This is a genomic window from Alkalibacillus haloalkaliphilus (assembly GCF_007991275.1).
Lineage (GTDB): Bacteria > Bacillota > Bacilli > Bacillales > Alkalibacillaceae > Alkalibacillus > Alkalibacillus haloalkaliphilus.
The window spans coordinates 106465-120736 of record NZ_BJYA01000004.1 but is presented as its reverse complement, the minus strand read 5'-3'; the positions used below and the strand labels follow the sequence as shown (position 1 = coordinate 120736).

Below are 14272 nucleotides of genomic sequence, written 5' to 3'. Positions count from 1 at the left end.
AACGCCAAATAATTCTCATGAACGCCAAAATCCAAGGTACGAGCGCCAAATAATTTTCATGAGCGCCAAAATCCATAATGCGAGCGCCAAATAATTTTCATGAGCGCCAAAATCCGAGGTGCGAGCGCCAAATAATTTTTGTGAGCGCCAAAATCCGAGGTGCGAGCGCCAAATAATTTTCATGAGCGCCAAAATCCAAGGTGCGAACGCCAAATAATTCTCATGAACGCCAAAATCCGAGGTGCGAGCGACAAATAATTTTCGTGAGTGCCAAAATCCAAGATGCGAGCGCCAAAATATTTTTCCGAGGGCAACTAATGCTATGGAGACATTTTCAAGAATAAGAAAATTTAGTTTTCTCTATTCAGCGATGTTTATAACTTTAATTCTGATTGGTGTGATCCAATTTTTCCAACTACCCCAACTATTGAATTACATATTATTAGCGGTTGCACTAATTTTCGGTGCTTTCGCCATTAAAGAGAGGATTAAGGAGAGTAAACAATGAGAAAAGTGGTGCTTATTTTCACGATACTTTTACTGTTAACGGCTTGTAGTGAAGTTGGTGATTCAACTGAAGAGTACGAGGTCGATCAACATGAAGGCATCATCGCGAAAAAGAAACAATTAGACGGTGAGCGCGATGTTCAACAAATCCTCGTCATATCAGAGGTTGAAAAAGACGAAATAAAAGGCAAAACGATTAGCGAAATCAATGAACTAGCAGGACAACATGATAGTGCCTATTATGCTGTTGACGAAGATCAGTTTGCAGAACTTCAAATCGGCATGCGTGTCGAAGTTTATTGGACAGGGGAACAACTCGATTCTAATCCGCCGCAACGTGGGGCGGATGAAGTGAATGTAGTTGAGTAGTTACGATGTTAAAATACGGTTGAATTACTAAAGTTATAATGAGATAGTTTTATTAAATAAACGATTCGCAAAAGCAAGGAGGATCTTTAGTTGGATTATGTTATTAATATAAATAATTTAAGTAAGAGTTATGGTAATACACAAGCTTTAAAAAACATTACGTTACAAGTACCAAAAGGGCAGATTTTCGGATTACTCGGGCCAAGTGGCTCTGGAAAAACGACGATGATCAAAACATTAACAGGAGAGCTGAAAAAGACGACAGGTGAAATCCAAGTACTTAGTATGGCTGAAGAACAGCTATCGACCCCAAATTACAAGGCTAAAATCGGTGTCCTTTCAGATAACAGTGCCTTGTACGAGCGGCTATCAATCTATGACAATCTTAAACTAACTTGCAAGCTATATGACGTTAGTTTAAATGAGATTGATACGATTTTAGAAAAAGTCAACTTGATAGACGACAAGAAGAAAGTCGTTTCAAAGCTTTCAAAAGGCATGAAACAACGTGTTATGCTAGCAAGAACATTGATCCATAAGCCAGATTTATTATTTTTGGACGAGCCAACATCAGCACTAGACCCTGGAAACGTCGATAAAATACATCAAATCTTAAGAGAGTTAAATGAGGAAGGGACGACGATTTTCTTATCCACACATAATATGGAGGAAGCAACGAACCTTTGTGATTGTGTAGGCTTGTTATATAAAGGAATTATTCAAGAAATGGACCACCCAGATCACTTGAGATATCAACATTCGACTAATCAGTTCGAAGTTGAAACACATGACGGAGAATTAATCAAAATTGAGAACAAACCAGAAAATAGCGGTCAAATCGAACAACTTATTGCAAGTGGTCGAGTAAAACGTATGTATACTGACGATCCGACACTTGGAGAAGTATTTTTAAAAGTGACCGGAAAGGATTTAGGTTCATGAATACAAAACGAGTACTAGCCATTTTTGAAAAAGATATAAAAGATTTCTTTAAAAATACATCACTAATAATTATGCCCATTGTACCAATATTTTTAGCCATTTTTTATAATGCACTGTTCGATGACTTTATCCCATTGTTTACGATATTTATCATTATTGGAATGGTTTTTGCAGGTGTGACCTCATATTGCATCATGATCATGATGGCAGAGGAAAAGGAGAAAAACACGTTAAGAACACTCATGATGTCACCAGCAAGTTTTCTTGACATCATCGTCGGTAAAAGCTTAGTAGCGACAGTAATGACGGTCCTTACCTTATTGATCTCGCTCTTAATACTTGATTTTTACCACATATTTAACATACAAACGATCCTAGGAAGCGTTTTATCGCTCTTGTTCTTTATTTTACTTGGTATTGGAATTGGTCTGTTTGCAAAATCAGTTGCTACAGCATCCGTTTATATTATGCCGATTATTTTTATATTCGGATTCTCACCAATGTTTGATTTATTCGGTTTAGAAGAGGGCCATTTTGTAAACGTTATATTTGATAATTTACCTGTATCTTTATTAATGCATACTAGCGAAGACGGCTCGTGGATGGCACTAATTTTGATTACCATTTGGGTTGTCGTAGCTTATTTATTTGCTTTATTTAGTTATAACAAGAATAAAAATGATGATTAGACTTTTTTTGAAAAGGTTTGAAGTAGTCTATTGGGAAGTAGTGTACCTCAATTAATAGTTGAGGTATTCCTTACCCAAATTAAATAAAACAGTTATCCAAAGTAATTATGAAAAGACCAAACAACAAGAATGATACTGACTAATCCCCAAATTACAGTACTCACAATCCAACAAACTACGGGATTCGTTTTTGTTAGACCTTCATCGACTTCCACATTGGCTTTAGCGAGCCTACTCTCCATGCTTCCTTTCAGAGAAATGAGAACAACAAATCCGATAACGATGAAACCAATAGTTATCCCCAGTAGTGAGTTCATCTTTTCTCCTCCATTCTTAGTCTAATTCTAATGGTACCATAATATTGTAGAAGCTCCCATTGTCTAATGGGAGCTTTGGTTTTAGTATTTAATGGTGGTTTAGTTAAAGAGCTTGTACGAGTTTAAAAGCCGCCATTGCGTTTAGTAAAGTAACACAATGGCTGAGTGGATCAAAGTTTAGTATCCGTGACGTCCATGACCCCAAGATGAACCAATAATAATCAACAAAATGAACAGAACGACAACTAAAGCAATGCCGCCGCCTTGGTGGTATCCGTGTGACATAGTACTTTCCCCCTTTTATGGTTACAATTTTAATATATGTGCGAATACCTTTAATGTAAGGGCACCTGCGGAAATGGCTGAAGGTTACTTATTGTAGAATAAATTCAAATAGCTCATAGAATTGGGAAAATAGCTCATAGAGATGGGGAAATAGCTCATAGAATCGAGAAAATAGCTCATAGAGATGGGGAAATAGCTCATAGAATCGGGAAAATGGCTCATAGAGATGGGGAAATAGCTCATAGAATCGAGAAAATGGCTCATAGAAATGCAGAAATGGCTCATAGAAACCGCTCGAGAGGCTCATAAAACAGGTCAAGAAGCTCATAGAATCGCTCGAGAAGCTCATAGAACTGATCAAGAAGCTCATAGAATTGCCCGAGAGGCTCATAGAACAGGTCAAGAAGCTCATAGAACCGCCCGAGAGGCTCATAGAATCGCTCAGAGTCGCATTAAAATCATCAGCTTAACAAAAAGTTCCACTAAATATAAAAGACGCGCCATACTTTAGCGCGTCTTTGTTATTAACCCACAGAAATTGAAAAGTAACTGATTAAGTTTATAATAGCAAATAGCTGAATAACAATACCTATAATGCTGCAAATCATTCCTGAAGTTGCTAGACCGTCTTTTGTCCCTGAAGTCTGCCGTGCTTTTTTAGAAGTGACGACGCCTACGACACCTAGAATGAACCCGATTAGAGGGACTAAGATTGATAGAATCCCTAAAGTTAATGAAGCGGTTGAGTAGCTATTTTTCCCGTCTTGATTTTCCATAAAACGACCTCCAAATAAAGTTTATTTATTCGGCAATAAGAGGGTCCCGTCCGACAATAAAAGCTCTTCGTCCGACATTCAGCTCACTTTGTCCAACAATAACCCTACTTAATCCGACACTAAACCTTCCTCATCCGACAACAATCACCCTTCACGCCCAGCAAATTTCTCTAGAACTAAGTAGTCTTCCGATTTATGTTTCGGGACATCGTATTCAGCTAATGCCTTGAAAACTTCTTTAGGCTTGAAGGAGACGACTCTTATATTAAATTTCCCCGGCAAGATGATTTTCGCAGAGCTTTGCTTCCAACCGACACGCTTGAATCGGATCTCTTGAATGTCATCAACGTACGCTACTTTTTGGTGAACACGAAGGTTAAAATAATAAATTTCATAAGTAATCGACTCAGTATCTAACTTCAATTTAAAGTTTAAAAAAATGGTTAAAGTGAAAACGACAATTACAGTAATCTTAATTGGATCGACAACGCCTCTAGTAAGCTCAAATCCGACTGTTATAATTAAAAATAAATCTAAAATAGCAAACCATAGATAAGGCCATGCTCGATAAACCATCACAATACCTCCATTACAACCATCACCTCCATGTTAACATATTTTTCCTAACATCGGCACCTAATAATTAAAAAATTCAAAATTCTTCTCTAAAAATGAAACCTTTCTCGATTACAAACGTCTTATATAGATGTGGGAGGGGTGCGTATGCACGTGTTAGAAGTAAATCATCTAATGAAATCGTTTGGAACGGTTCAAGCAGTACAAGGTGTTAGTTTTCAAGTCAAGCAAGGTGAAGTGTTTACGATTATTGGACCGAATGGAGCGGGAAAGACGACAACACTGGAAATGATCGAAGGACTCGTTCCGCCCGATCAAGGTGAAATCAAGTTTGGTGAATTAAATTGGAAAAAGAATGGAGATGCGATTAAAAAGAAAATCGGTGTCCAGCCGCAGTTAAGTGCGATGTTCGACCTACTAACACCGAGTGAACATTTGCAGTTGTTCGCATCTTTTTACGATAAAAATAGACCAGAAGAAGAAATTCTTAAAACAGTCAATTTAACCGAGCACAAAGATAAGCAAGTTCGTAATCTATCAGGTGGTCAACGTCAAAGGCTTGCAATCGGCTTGGCGATGATTGGTGATCCAGAAATAATATTTTTAGATGAGCCGACAACAGGACTTGACCCGCAAGCACGACGTAACTTGTGGGATATTATTTTGCGTCTTAAAAACTTAGATAAAACGATTATTTTAACGACGCACTACATGGATGAAGCCGAACAGTTAAGCGATCGTGTCTGTATTATCGATCAAGGTGAAATCGTCACGATTGATCAGCCAGATTCCCTTATAAAAAGATTAACTGTCGAGCGAGAAGTGCGTTTATCATTTTTAGAACATGAAGAAGCGGCAATCAACTCGGAGAAAATTTTAAATAAATTAACCGTCGTTTCGCGCATTGACCGCGACTCAACCGAGTTGAAAATTTGGACAGAAGACCCTGAGTACACATTACTCGAACTCTTTAACTATACGAAACAACAAAACTACCAAGTTGATCAAATATCGATTCGCGAAATGAGTTTAGAAGATGTCTTCATAGAGTTCACAGGAAAGGAATGGCGAGATTAAAATGAATCAGTTTAAACAAATGTTTTTGATGCATTTAAAAATGACATTTCGAGAAAAGCAGGCATGGTTTTGGGGATTGTTTTTCCCGGTTATATTAATGGTTATTTTTATGTTAATTTTCGCCGATTCAGATGATGAGTTCGAAGCATCTGTTGCGGTAGTTGAAGAGAATCCGAATGAAGTCTCAACGGCGATTTCTGACCAAATCGAAGTCATTCCAGTATTGAATGTCGACCATCAATTAGAAAGCCAATCAGAAGCAGAACAACTTATTAAAGACCAAGACGTCACAGCTGCGATTGTCTTGCCGCAATCAGAAGAAGATTCCGACGTCTTGTTTTTGGTCAATGCCGAAGACGAACAAAGCACGACGACCCAAGTTGTATCAGGCGTTTTAAGTAACATTGTCCAACAAATGAACTTACAAGTTGTTGGCGCATCTGAAACGTACGCGGTTGATTTCCAAACGGTTACAACTGGCGAACACGAATTAAGTTATCAAGACTTTTTGTTAACCGGACTAATTGCATTAGCTGTCGCGCAAGGTGGTTTATTCGGCATGATTGACTTAGTTGATATGCGCCGTAAAGGGCTGATCAAACGCCTGCGCATGACACCTGTTAACATGAGCTTGTTCGGACTAAGTGACATGATGATGCGGTTACTATTTAGCGTCATTCAAATTTTCGTCCTCGCATTAATCGGCGTTTTCTTATTTAATGCAACGTTGCATATAAATATATTAGGCTTGGTCGTTTTATTTATAGTTGGCGCTCTATCATTTAACGCAATCGGCTATTTTATTTCATCTTTTAGTAAAACAACGGAAGCCTACATGGGCGTTGCCAACATTTTTAGCTTTTTAATGATGTTTTTAAGCGGCATATTCTTCCCAATTGAAATGATGCCAGAGTGGTTGCACCCTGTAGCACACGTCCTGCCTTTGACATACTTTGCTGAAGGCTTACGCGACACGATGGTTTACAGTATTGGGATCGAGTCAAGTGCTGTTTGGTTCCACATTGGTGTGATGGCTTTATGGGGCATTGTTGCCTATATCATTGGTTCATGGCTTTACCGTCGCAACTCGATCGTAGCGACGCGATAACATAAATGGAGAGGGGAAATGTGATGCAAGAGGTTAAAGAAGCCCGTTCAATTAAAAATAAACTTACAGGTGAAAAGATTACATTTTTAGAAACAAGTCGCGAAACTGATGGGGATTATGAGTACATTGAAGTTGACTTACCACCAGCAGGAGAAGGCCCACCACTACATTTTCATAACAACTTTGAAGAACAATTTGAAGTACGAGATGGTCAACTAAAAGTAACGAAAGGTAAAGAAGAACACATACTAACACAAGGCGACAAAATGACCGTCGCAAAAGAGACACATCACACCTTTTCAAACGCATCAGACAAAAACCCAGTAACATTTCGAGTGAAAATTACACCAGCCCATCAATTCGAAGAGTCAATGCGAATATTATATGGATTGGTGGAAGATGGCGAAGTAGATGACAAAGGCGTCCCGAAAAACAAAACTTACGCAGCCATAGCATTAGACATGCAAGATTCACGCGTTGTCAAAATGCCGTTTTTCTTAAAATATTTCATAAATCACTTAGCGAAAAAAGGGAAACAGAAAGGCATTGACCAAGAGTTGATTGAAAAGTATGCAAAAGATTAAAGGTGATAAAATGAAAAGCTTTTTAAAAGTATTGTTAACCGGTGTGCATGTAACCATAATATTATCGCTACTGTTGTTTATTTCGGCTCTATTAATGCTTGTACTAGGCTACACTATAAATTACGCACCAACATTATTCGGCTTGCCACTGTTTATTATTGAAGTTTATGAGACTCGGTTTGCGATCGAAGCACGTTTGATGGGGCTTGCACTATTTTTTGCGATCGGTGTTATAGCTCACTTAGTGGTTCAATATTTCTTAAGGTATAAAAAGGCGAGTGTTTAGTGAAGGCGGGCATAAATGAATTATCGGTTTACACAGCAATAATTCAACATACTCGCCGCTTGTATGATCGCTTTGACCAAAGTATAATATAATATAGAAATGACATATACTGTTACTACATATATAGTTTGGTGGTGATCGTGTATGTGTTGTAAGGATGATGATATGAATACTGTTTCTAAAGAACAAGGTTATAAAAAAATACCATTATCTTCTAAAGAGTTAAAGGAACTTTCAGTAAAGCCAAAAATTGAAGATGGAAAATTAAAATTTGATCAAAACAAAGAAAGTCACCGATATATTATGGGGGAAAACGATTAGGTAGAGTGCAATGGAAATCGGAGAAATCTACTATATGGATGTAGAATTTGAGGAACAACCCAATAAATCCAAAAATCGACCCGTAATTATTTTCGGTGAACATGAAGAAGAAATACTTTTATTGATTTCAACAACAACTAAAGGCAGAAAACACCCAATTTCTTATTATGATCAATTTAAGATTCCAATTCCTAATTGGCGTAAGTCTGGACTTTCTGAACCTTCATGGTGTAGAGGGTATAGATTGATTGAAATTTCTAAAGCCCAGTTTAAGAAGATCGTAAAAAAACATGATTATATAGGGAAACTTCATCCAGAAGACTTTAATTATATACTAGAAGAATTTGTTAAAATCCATAAAGCGAATCAACCTATTTAATGTGTTGGTTCGTTTTTTTGTAAGGAGCGCTAGCAATGAAATCTAAAATTCTACTAATAGCGTTAACAGCATCGATCACCTTAAACATTGTCATCATATTTAGCTTATTCAATCAGAACAGCGAAGAAAACGTCGAACAAACTTTAAACCGGTTGATGTTTGATGCCGCATTCCAAATTCAAGATGAAATGACAGAAGAGCACTATGCAAGGATGAGCCAAACGTTTGATCATATTGAGGAGTTGTCGCGTAATTCAATGGATGACTCAGACTATTCGCGTGAAGTATGGCAAACGATGAGTGTAGTTCATCAACAGCTAACGTCAGTTGATCACCACGTCCTAGAGCTAGAGCCAGAGACGAGAAGAGAAATCTCTCAAACAATCAACCACTCAGTCGAAAACCGAAACATAAATGAAATCGCGCAAAACATCTACAACATTATAAACGAAAATGAAACTGATTAAGGCATCTTCCAAACTGGGAGTTGTCTTTTTTGTTTGTTAGAAAGCTGACATTGGGCGAGCGCTGATAAGTTAGCTTGAGCGCTGATAAAAGTTGGTGAACGCTGATAAACATTCCGTGAACGCCGATAAAAATTAACGAACGCTGATAAATCATCCTGAGCGCTGATAAAAAACGTCGGTGAAATATTGCGAACGCCAAATAAATCTCGTGAGCGCCAGAATCCAATCCGCGAACGCCAAATCAATCGCATGAACGCCAGAATCCAATCCGCGAACGCCAAATCAATCGCATGAACGCCAGAATCCAATCCGCGAGCGCCAAATAAATCTCGTGAGCGCCAGAACCCAGGCCACGAACGCCAAATAATTTCCCCGAACGCCAAAATCGAGACCTCAATCGCCAAAAAATCTAACAACCTCCAACCCTTCATCCACCGCCACACCGCAGCACTCCTCAACCGCAAAATTTGCCAAAATATTTTTTCATCAAAAAGGTTGCTTATAAGCGCTAAGCGTTGTAAGATGAACTAGCTTGACACAAATTAAATCAAACTTCTTAGTAGTTTGACCTGAACCTGGTAGATAGAGAGAAAAGGGAGGGTTTAACGATGAGAATGAGAATGAATAACTTTATTGCCTATGGAATGGTGATTCTGGGTGCAGGCTTTTGGGGCTTAACAGGCTTATTCGTCCAAAACTTGTATGACTACGGTTTCACACCATGGCAAGTCGTCACACTTCGCTTAACATTTTCCAGCTTAATCCTACTCACGATGTTAGCACTATTAGCCAGAAGTTATTTGAAGATTCGATTGATCGATTTACCTTATTTTATTGCACTTGGCGTTGTCAGTATTGCATTATTCAATTGGTTTTATTTCCAAGTGATGGACCTTGCATCACTTTCAGTCGCCGTCGTATTCGTCTATACTTCACCTGTCTTTGCAGCCATCATAGCTAAAATCTTCTTTAATGAAGCTCTTACCGTAACTAAAATCTTAGCCATTCTTATGACGATCACAGGAAGTGCATTTGCGATCGAATTCTTCCCAATTGGCGAATTCTCATTAACAATCCAAACGATTATATACGGCCTACTAGCTGGCTTTTTCTGTTCGACGTATAGCCTGATCGGCAAAGACGTCAGCCGCTGGTACCACCCATTTACGATTACGACGTACGCGATGGTTTGCGGTTCGCTATTTTTAATCCCAACAAGCGGAATCTGGCAAAACTACGAAGCATTCGCACACGGAGACGTATGGCTAAATATACTCGGAATTGTTATTATATCAACAATTGTAGCTTATTTACTTTTCACAAACGGCCTTGCCTATGTCGAATCAAGCAAAGCGACAATTCTAGCCTCAATCGAGATTGTAATTGCCGTTATTGTTGGAGTCGTTGTGTTTAATGAGATTTTAACTGGCTGGCAACTATTCGGATTTGTCCTGTTGTTTGCCTCGTTGTTCTTAACGGTGTTTTCATTTAAGGCGAAAGTAAAAGTGAAAAAACCACGAGATGAATATCAGCCCAATACTAAAAAGCCCCTTAGCTAAAAAGTTAAGGGGCTTTTCATACATTAGGTTTATCCAAACTCGCGTTAGAAGGTTGGAAAATCAGGTTGCAACCTTTAGCAGTAAAAAGAAGCGCCAACAATAATTAGTAAAATAAACAACACGACAACCAGCACAAAAGAATCACCGTAACGTCCTCCAGTGTATCCCATGACGAGTACCTCCTTTATCACTATAGTACATTACATCATATGTTTAGATTGGTGAAATGGGTGGGCCGGTGTTGGAGTGTTGGTAAACTATTTTAAATGTATATACGCTGAAATGTACGAAAAACCTTTTCCTTAAGTTTACAAGGTGAGTGAAATTCTGTATATTTGAAATGTTAGGAAAAATGTTGAAGGAGGGTGATATTGTGGTATTGAGAAAAATTAAAGCAAAAAAGCGAGAACAAGAAAACGATGTTACCCAATATGTACTGTACAAAAATAAGGTGGAGAATAATTAAGACGAGGTAACAACACTGTACATCCTAACATTCTTGTTCTTAGCAAATTAGGAGGAACAAGAAATATGATTCATTATGTAGAAATCCAAGAAAGAGAAAAATTAGCGACATTATTTAAAGACTTTGATGACACTGTTGTTTCATCATGCTTACAAGGTCATATGGGCAGTGCATACGTGGATGATCTCAATCATCCAACGGTAGCACAAATCATTGTTGGAATTTTTGTATTCTATGCAGGAGACCCTGATGCTGATGAAGCGAATGAACTACTGCATAACTTACCTGACTTCACACTTGCGACTGTTAAGACCGAAGAGTGGAAGAAGAAAATTGAAGCACTGCATAAAGGATCCTTTGAAAAAATCAAAAGGTATGAGTTTTATAAAAATCCCAATCATTTAAATCAAGACCACATTAAAAAGAATCTAGCAGACATACCAGAAGGATATGAACTAAAACCAATTGACTTAACGTTGGCAGAAGACCCTTCATTGCATGAGCTTTCTGAAGACTTTATAAGTCAATTTAATTCCACTAAAGACTTTTTAGATAGAGGAATGGGCTTTGTTATTCTGCACAAAGGTAAAGCTGTCTGTGGGGCAACCTCATTTAGTATATACGATGATGGTATTGAGATTGAAGTTGCAACACATCCTGATTATAGAAGAAAAGGCTTAGCAACGATTACAGCTTCTGCACTTATTTTAGAGTGCTTAAGTCAAGGGCTTTACCCAAGCTGGGATGCGGCCAATATGGAATCAGTTAAGTTAGCTGAGAAACTGGGTTATAAATTTAAGACTGAATATGAAACTTATGTTATTGGATAGAATTATTTTAGTATTCAATACTTATCAATTAAAATTGATAGATTAATGAGTGGGTAAAAATCTCTGTAACTAATTAAGTTAGAGAGCTTTTCCTGTTTTAGTTTATATAAATATAAGTAATATAAATCCTCAAAAGACATTAGACATGTAGTGTTTAGATAAAAATTCAAGACTCAAGCCCAGGTTTCTTAAAGGAAATCTGGGCTTATTTTTATTTATAATGGCGGTCCTGTGAGCTTATCACAAGTAAATGAAAATCTTAATGCTGTCATGGTTATACTATTAAAGCGGATTGCGTGTAAACAATTTCTTAATATTAAAGTGAAAATTAACTAACTATAACAGTTAGATCGTTCATTTAAATTCAAGGAGGTTCATTATGAAGATTAAAGCTGCAGTAACGGAAGGACAAGGCAAAGAATTTAGTTTTGAAGAAGTAGAATTGGCAGCACCTAAAGCCAATGAAGTTTTAGTGAATATTGTTGCGACTGGTGTTTGCCATACGGATGCAGTTGCACGTGATGAAGCGATTGCACCTCTACCTGCAGTGCTTGGACATGAAGGCTCAGGTATTGTAGAAGAAGTTGGTGATGGAGTTACCCGTCAAGAAAAAGGCGATCATGTTGTATTATCTTTTGCCCATTGCGGAGAATGTAATCATTGTTTAACGGGTCACCCAACAGTGTGTGAGACCTTCAATGAATTAAATTTTGGTGGTAAGCATGACGACTCGACACATCGATTATCTAAAGACGACCAACCGCTTTCAACATTTTTTGGCCAATCGTCTTTTGGTACATATGCCGTTGCTCACGAGCGTAATGTTGTCAAAGTGGATAAAGATGTGGATATAGCTTTGTTAGGTCCTTTAGGGTGTGGTATTCAGACTGGGGCTGGTACTGTCCTAAATAGAATTAAACCAGAGTTTGGTTCAACCATTGCTATTTACGGTGCAGGTGCAGTTGGTTTAAGTGCAGTGATGGCAGCAAAAATAGCTGGGTGTAAAACAATTATTGCTGTTGACTTACACGATTCACGATTAGAGTTAGCTAAAGAGCTTGGCGCGACACACACATTAAATGGATCAAATGTTGATGTATTAGAAGAAATTAATGAACTAACAAACGGTGGTACGACGTATGCAATAGAAACTACAGGTGTTCCACGAGTCGTTCGACAAAGTTTACAAGCATTACGTCCACTAGGTGTTTCTGCGATTGTCGGTGTAACTCCTGAAATGGATATCGACGTGCACAATGACTTAATGGCTGAAGGGAAAACAATGGTAGGTGTCATTGAAGGTGATTCAGTACCAAATGTCTTCATACCAGAATTAGTTGATTACTACAAAGCAGGACAATTCCCATTCGATAAACTGATTAAATTCTATGACTTTGAAGAGATTAACCAAGCCTTTGAAGATTCTAAAAATGGTGAAACAATTAAACCGATCTTAAGAATTGAGAAATAATAAATAATAGAACTTTGGTGGTTGAGAACACGTATATTAGCTCTTATAATATGCATGCATTTTATAACGCATAAAATCAACAAATTAGCCAAACCTGTCTAATAACAAGTACGGACCGAAAAGGAGATCATTTTAATATGGACATTAAAGCTGCAGTAACACCTAAAACAGGCGCACCTTTTGAAATCACTGATTTAAAATTACCTGAACCGGGAGCGAAAGAGATTTTAATAAAAGTAGTAGCTTCAGGCATTTGTCATACTGATGTTTCGGGAAGAGATACAGGTATGGTCGACCCTCCAGCCGTTCTTGGACATGAAGGGGCTGGAGTCGTTGAAGAAATAGGATCAGATGTAACAGAATTCCAAAAGGGTGATCATGTCGTTGTCTCATTTGCGAGTTGTGGTGAGTGTGATAATTGTTCATCTGATCACCCTGCGCACTGTAGAAACTACGCGAAGCTTAATTTGAGTAGTCATATTGACGAAGAGACGAATGAGTTAGTCTCAGGGTTTTTCGGCCAATCTTCATTTGCCACATACTCACGCGTTAATCAAAGAAACGCCGTTAAGATTGATAAAGATTTCGATTTAGCTTTAGCAGCACCACTTGGGTGTGGCTTACAGACAGGGGCTAGTACCGTTTTAAATGTACTTAAACCTGAATCAGGTAGTTCAATTGCCGTATTTGGCGTTGGCTCTGTTGGGTTAAGCGGTATTGTGGCAGCAAAAATCGCAGGTTGTGAAAATATCATTGCAGTTGACCTTCATGATAATCGCTTAGAGTTAGCTAAAGAACTAGGAGCAACCGCAACAATCAAAAGTGATAAAGATGTTGATATAGCAGGCAAAATCAAAGAAATTACTGAGGCAGGCGTGCAAAATATACTTGACACAACTGGAGTCGACATGGTCATTGAACAAGCGATCTTATCATTAGATACGTTTGGAAAACTAGCTACTGCCGTAACGGATGATGGCTTTAAAATCCCTCTAGAGATCTTAGCACTCGGAGGAAACAGTATAATCGGAACAAGCCAAGGTGACGCCAATCCACAAAAATTCATTCCAGAAATGATTTCCTACTATCAAAACGGTAAATTCCCATACGACCGAATGGTCAAATACTATGAATTCGATCAAATCAACCAAGCCTTTGAGGAATCAGAAAACGGATCAGTTATAAAACCTATTTTAAAAATAAATGAGTAAGATCATGCACCTTTCAATTTGTTTGAAAGGTGCTGTTTTTATGGTTATTCCC

20 protein-coding genes are annotated in these 14272 nt (G+C 38.0%); 14 read left to right on the top strand and 6 right to left on the bottom strand.

Translation table 11 applies throughout. The features are described 5' to 3' along the window. Positions 1-504: 504 nt before the first annotated feature. From AHA02nite_RS06045 to AHA02nite_RS06035, 3 genes are all read left to right on the top strand, one after another. Entirely contained in the window at positions 505-876 is a 372-nt protein-coding gene (locus tag AHA02nite_RS06045) for a DUF3221 domain-containing protein (protein WP_146815370.1), read from the top strand. Positions 877-966: 90 nt separating this feature from the next. Beyond that, positions 967-1818 carry an ABC transporter ATP-binding protein gene (locus AHA02nite_RS06040; protein WP_146815368.1) on the top strand — a complete coding sequence of 284 codons (852 nt, stop codon included), beginning with the start codon at positions 967-969 and terminating at the stop codon, positions 1816-1818. Next, positions 1815-2507, top strand: coding sequence for an ABC transporter permease (locus tag AHA02nite_RS06035; RefSeq protein ID WP_146815366.1), 693 nt, complete (start codon positions 1815-1817; stop codon positions 2505-2507). The genes AHA02nite_RS06040 and AHA02nite_RS06035 overlap by 4 nt, the downstream gene beginning before the upstream one ends. 92 nt (positions 2508-2599) lie before the next feature. Here AHA02nite_RS06035 and AHA02nite_RS15280 read toward each other — a convergent pair whose 3' ends face one another. From AHA02nite_RS15280 to AHA02nite_RS06015, 4 genes are all read right to left on the bottom strand, one after another. Continuing rightward, complete coding sequence (locus AHA02nite_RS15280) at positions 2600-2824, bottom strand: hypothetical protein (protein ID WP_146815364.1); 225 nt, start codon at positions 2822-2824, stop codon at positions 2600-2602. 177 nt (positions 2825-3001) lie between these two features. After that, positions 3002-3109, bottom strand: coding sequence for a YjcZ family sporulation protein (locus tag AHA02nite_RS06025; RefSeq protein ID WP_146815362.1), 108 nt, complete (start codon positions 3107-3109; stop codon positions 3002-3004). Positions 3110-3633: 524 nt separating this feature from the next. Further along, entirely contained in the window at positions 3634-3885 is a 252-nt protein-coding gene (locus AHA02nite_RS06020; protein ID WP_146815360.1) for a DUF4190 domain-containing protein, read from the bottom strand. A gap of 144 nt (positions 3886-4029) precedes the next feature. Further along, entirely contained in the window at positions 4030-4461 is a 432-nt protein-coding gene (locus tag AHA02nite_RS06015) for a hypothetical protein (protein WP_146815358.1), read from the bottom strand. Positions 4462-4608: 147 nt separating this feature from the next. Here AHA02nite_RS06015 and AHA02nite_RS06010 point away from each other — a divergent pair, with 147 nt between their 5' ends. The 7 genes from AHA02nite_RS06010 to AHA02nite_RS05985 all read left to right on the top strand — a co-directional run bounded on the left by AHA02nite_RS06010 (position 4609) and on the right by AHA02nite_RS05985 (position 8683). Next, a complete protein-coding gene (locus AHA02nite_RS06010; RefSeq protein ID WP_146815356.1) occupies positions 4609-5538 on the top strand; it encodes an ABC transporter ATP-binding protein in 930 nt (309 codons plus the stop codon). 1 nt (position 5539) lies between these two features. Beyond that, positions 5540-6646 (top strand): ABC transporter permease, encoded by a 1107-nt coding sequence (locus AHA02nite_RS06005; RefSeq protein ID WP_246118824.1) that lies wholly within the window; start codon positions 5540-5542, stop codon positions 6644-6646. Positions 6647-6669: 23 nt separating this feature from the next. Beyond that, the gene (locus AHA02nite_RS06000) at positions 6670-7230 is read left to right on the top strand and encodes a cupin domain-containing protein (RefSeq protein WP_146815354.1); all 561 of its coding nucleotides are present in this window, start codon (positions 6670-6672) and stop codon (positions 7228-7230) included. Continuing rightward, positions 7217-7516: a hypothetical protein gene (locus tag AHA02nite_RS05995; RefSeq protein ID WP_146815352.1), complete on the top strand. Its 300-nt coding sequence runs from the start codon at positions 7217-7219 to the stop codon at positions 7514-7516. The genes AHA02nite_RS06000 and AHA02nite_RS05995 overlap by 14 nt, the downstream gene beginning before the upstream one ends. Before the next feature lie 165 nt (positions 7517-7681). Continuing rightward, positions 7682-7837 (top strand): hypothetical protein, encoded by a 156-nt coding sequence (locus tag AHA02nite_RS15090; protein WP_170235978.1) that lies wholly within the window; start codon positions 7682-7684, stop codon positions 7835-7837. Positions 7838-7847: 10 nt separating this feature from the next. Further along, positions 7848-8216 carry a type II toxin-antitoxin system PemK/MazF family toxin gene (locus tag AHA02nite_RS05990; protein WP_146815350.1) on the top strand — a complete coding sequence of 123 codons (369 nt, stop codon included), beginning with the start codon at positions 7848-7850 and terminating at the stop codon, positions 8214-8216. Positions 8217-8251: 35 nt separating this feature from the next. Further along, positions 8252-8683 carry a hypothetical protein gene (locus tag AHA02nite_RS05985; protein WP_146815348.1) on the top strand — a complete coding sequence of 144 codons (432 nt, stop codon included), beginning with the start codon at positions 8252-8254 and terminating at the stop codon, positions 8681-8683. Here the strand turns inward: AHA02nite_RS05985 and AHA02nite_RS05980 are convergent. Continuing rightward, on the bottom strand, positions 8680-9126 hold the full coding sequence (locus AHA02nite_RS05980) for a hypothetical protein (RefSeq protein WP_170235988.1): 447 nt from the start codon (positions 9124-9126) through the stop codon (positions 8680-8682). The genes AHA02nite_RS05985 and AHA02nite_RS05980 overlap by 4 nt on opposite strands. Positions 9127-9291: 165 nt before the next feature. Between AHA02nite_RS05980 and AHA02nite_RS05975 the strand changes: the two genes are divergently transcribed. Then, positions 9292-10242: a DMT family transporter gene (locus AHA02nite_RS05975; RefSeq protein ID WP_146815344.1), complete on the top strand. Its 951-nt coding sequence runs from the start codon at positions 9292-9294 to the stop codon at positions 10240-10242. Between the two features lie 74 nt (positions 10243-10316). Here AHA02nite_RS05975 and AHA02nite_RS05970 read toward each other — a convergent pair whose 3' ends face one another. After that, positions 10317-10412 (bottom strand): YjcZ family sporulation protein, encoded by a 96-nt coding sequence (locus AHA02nite_RS05970; RefSeq protein ID WP_146815342.1) that lies wholly within the window; start codon positions 10410-10412, stop codon positions 10317-10319. Positions 10413-10773: 361 nt separating this feature from the next. Here AHA02nite_RS05970 and AHA02nite_RS05965 point away from each other — a divergent pair, with 361 nt between their 5' ends. The 3 genes from AHA02nite_RS05965 to AHA02nite_RS05955 all read left to right on the top strand — a co-directional run bounded on the left by AHA02nite_RS05965 (position 10774) and on the right by AHA02nite_RS05955 (position 14220). Further along, the gene (locus AHA02nite_RS05965) at positions 10774-11538 is read left to right on the top strand and encodes a GNAT family N-acetyltransferase (protein ID WP_146815340.1); all 765 of its coding nucleotides are present in this window, start codon (positions 10774-10776) and stop codon (positions 11536-11538) included. 379 nt (positions 11539-11917) lie between these two features. Next, entirely contained in the window at positions 11918-13009 is a 1092-nt protein-coding gene (locus AHA02nite_RS05960; RefSeq protein WP_146815338.1) for an NAD(P)-dependent alcohol dehydrogenase, read from the top strand. 137 nt (positions 13010-13146) lie between these two features. Beyond that, positions 13147-14220 (top strand): NAD(P)-dependent alcohol dehydrogenase, encoded by a 1074-nt coding sequence (locus AHA02nite_RS05955; protein WP_146815336.1) that lies wholly within the window; start codon positions 13147-13149, stop codon positions 14218-14220. Positions 14221-14272: the final 52 nt, after the last annotated feature.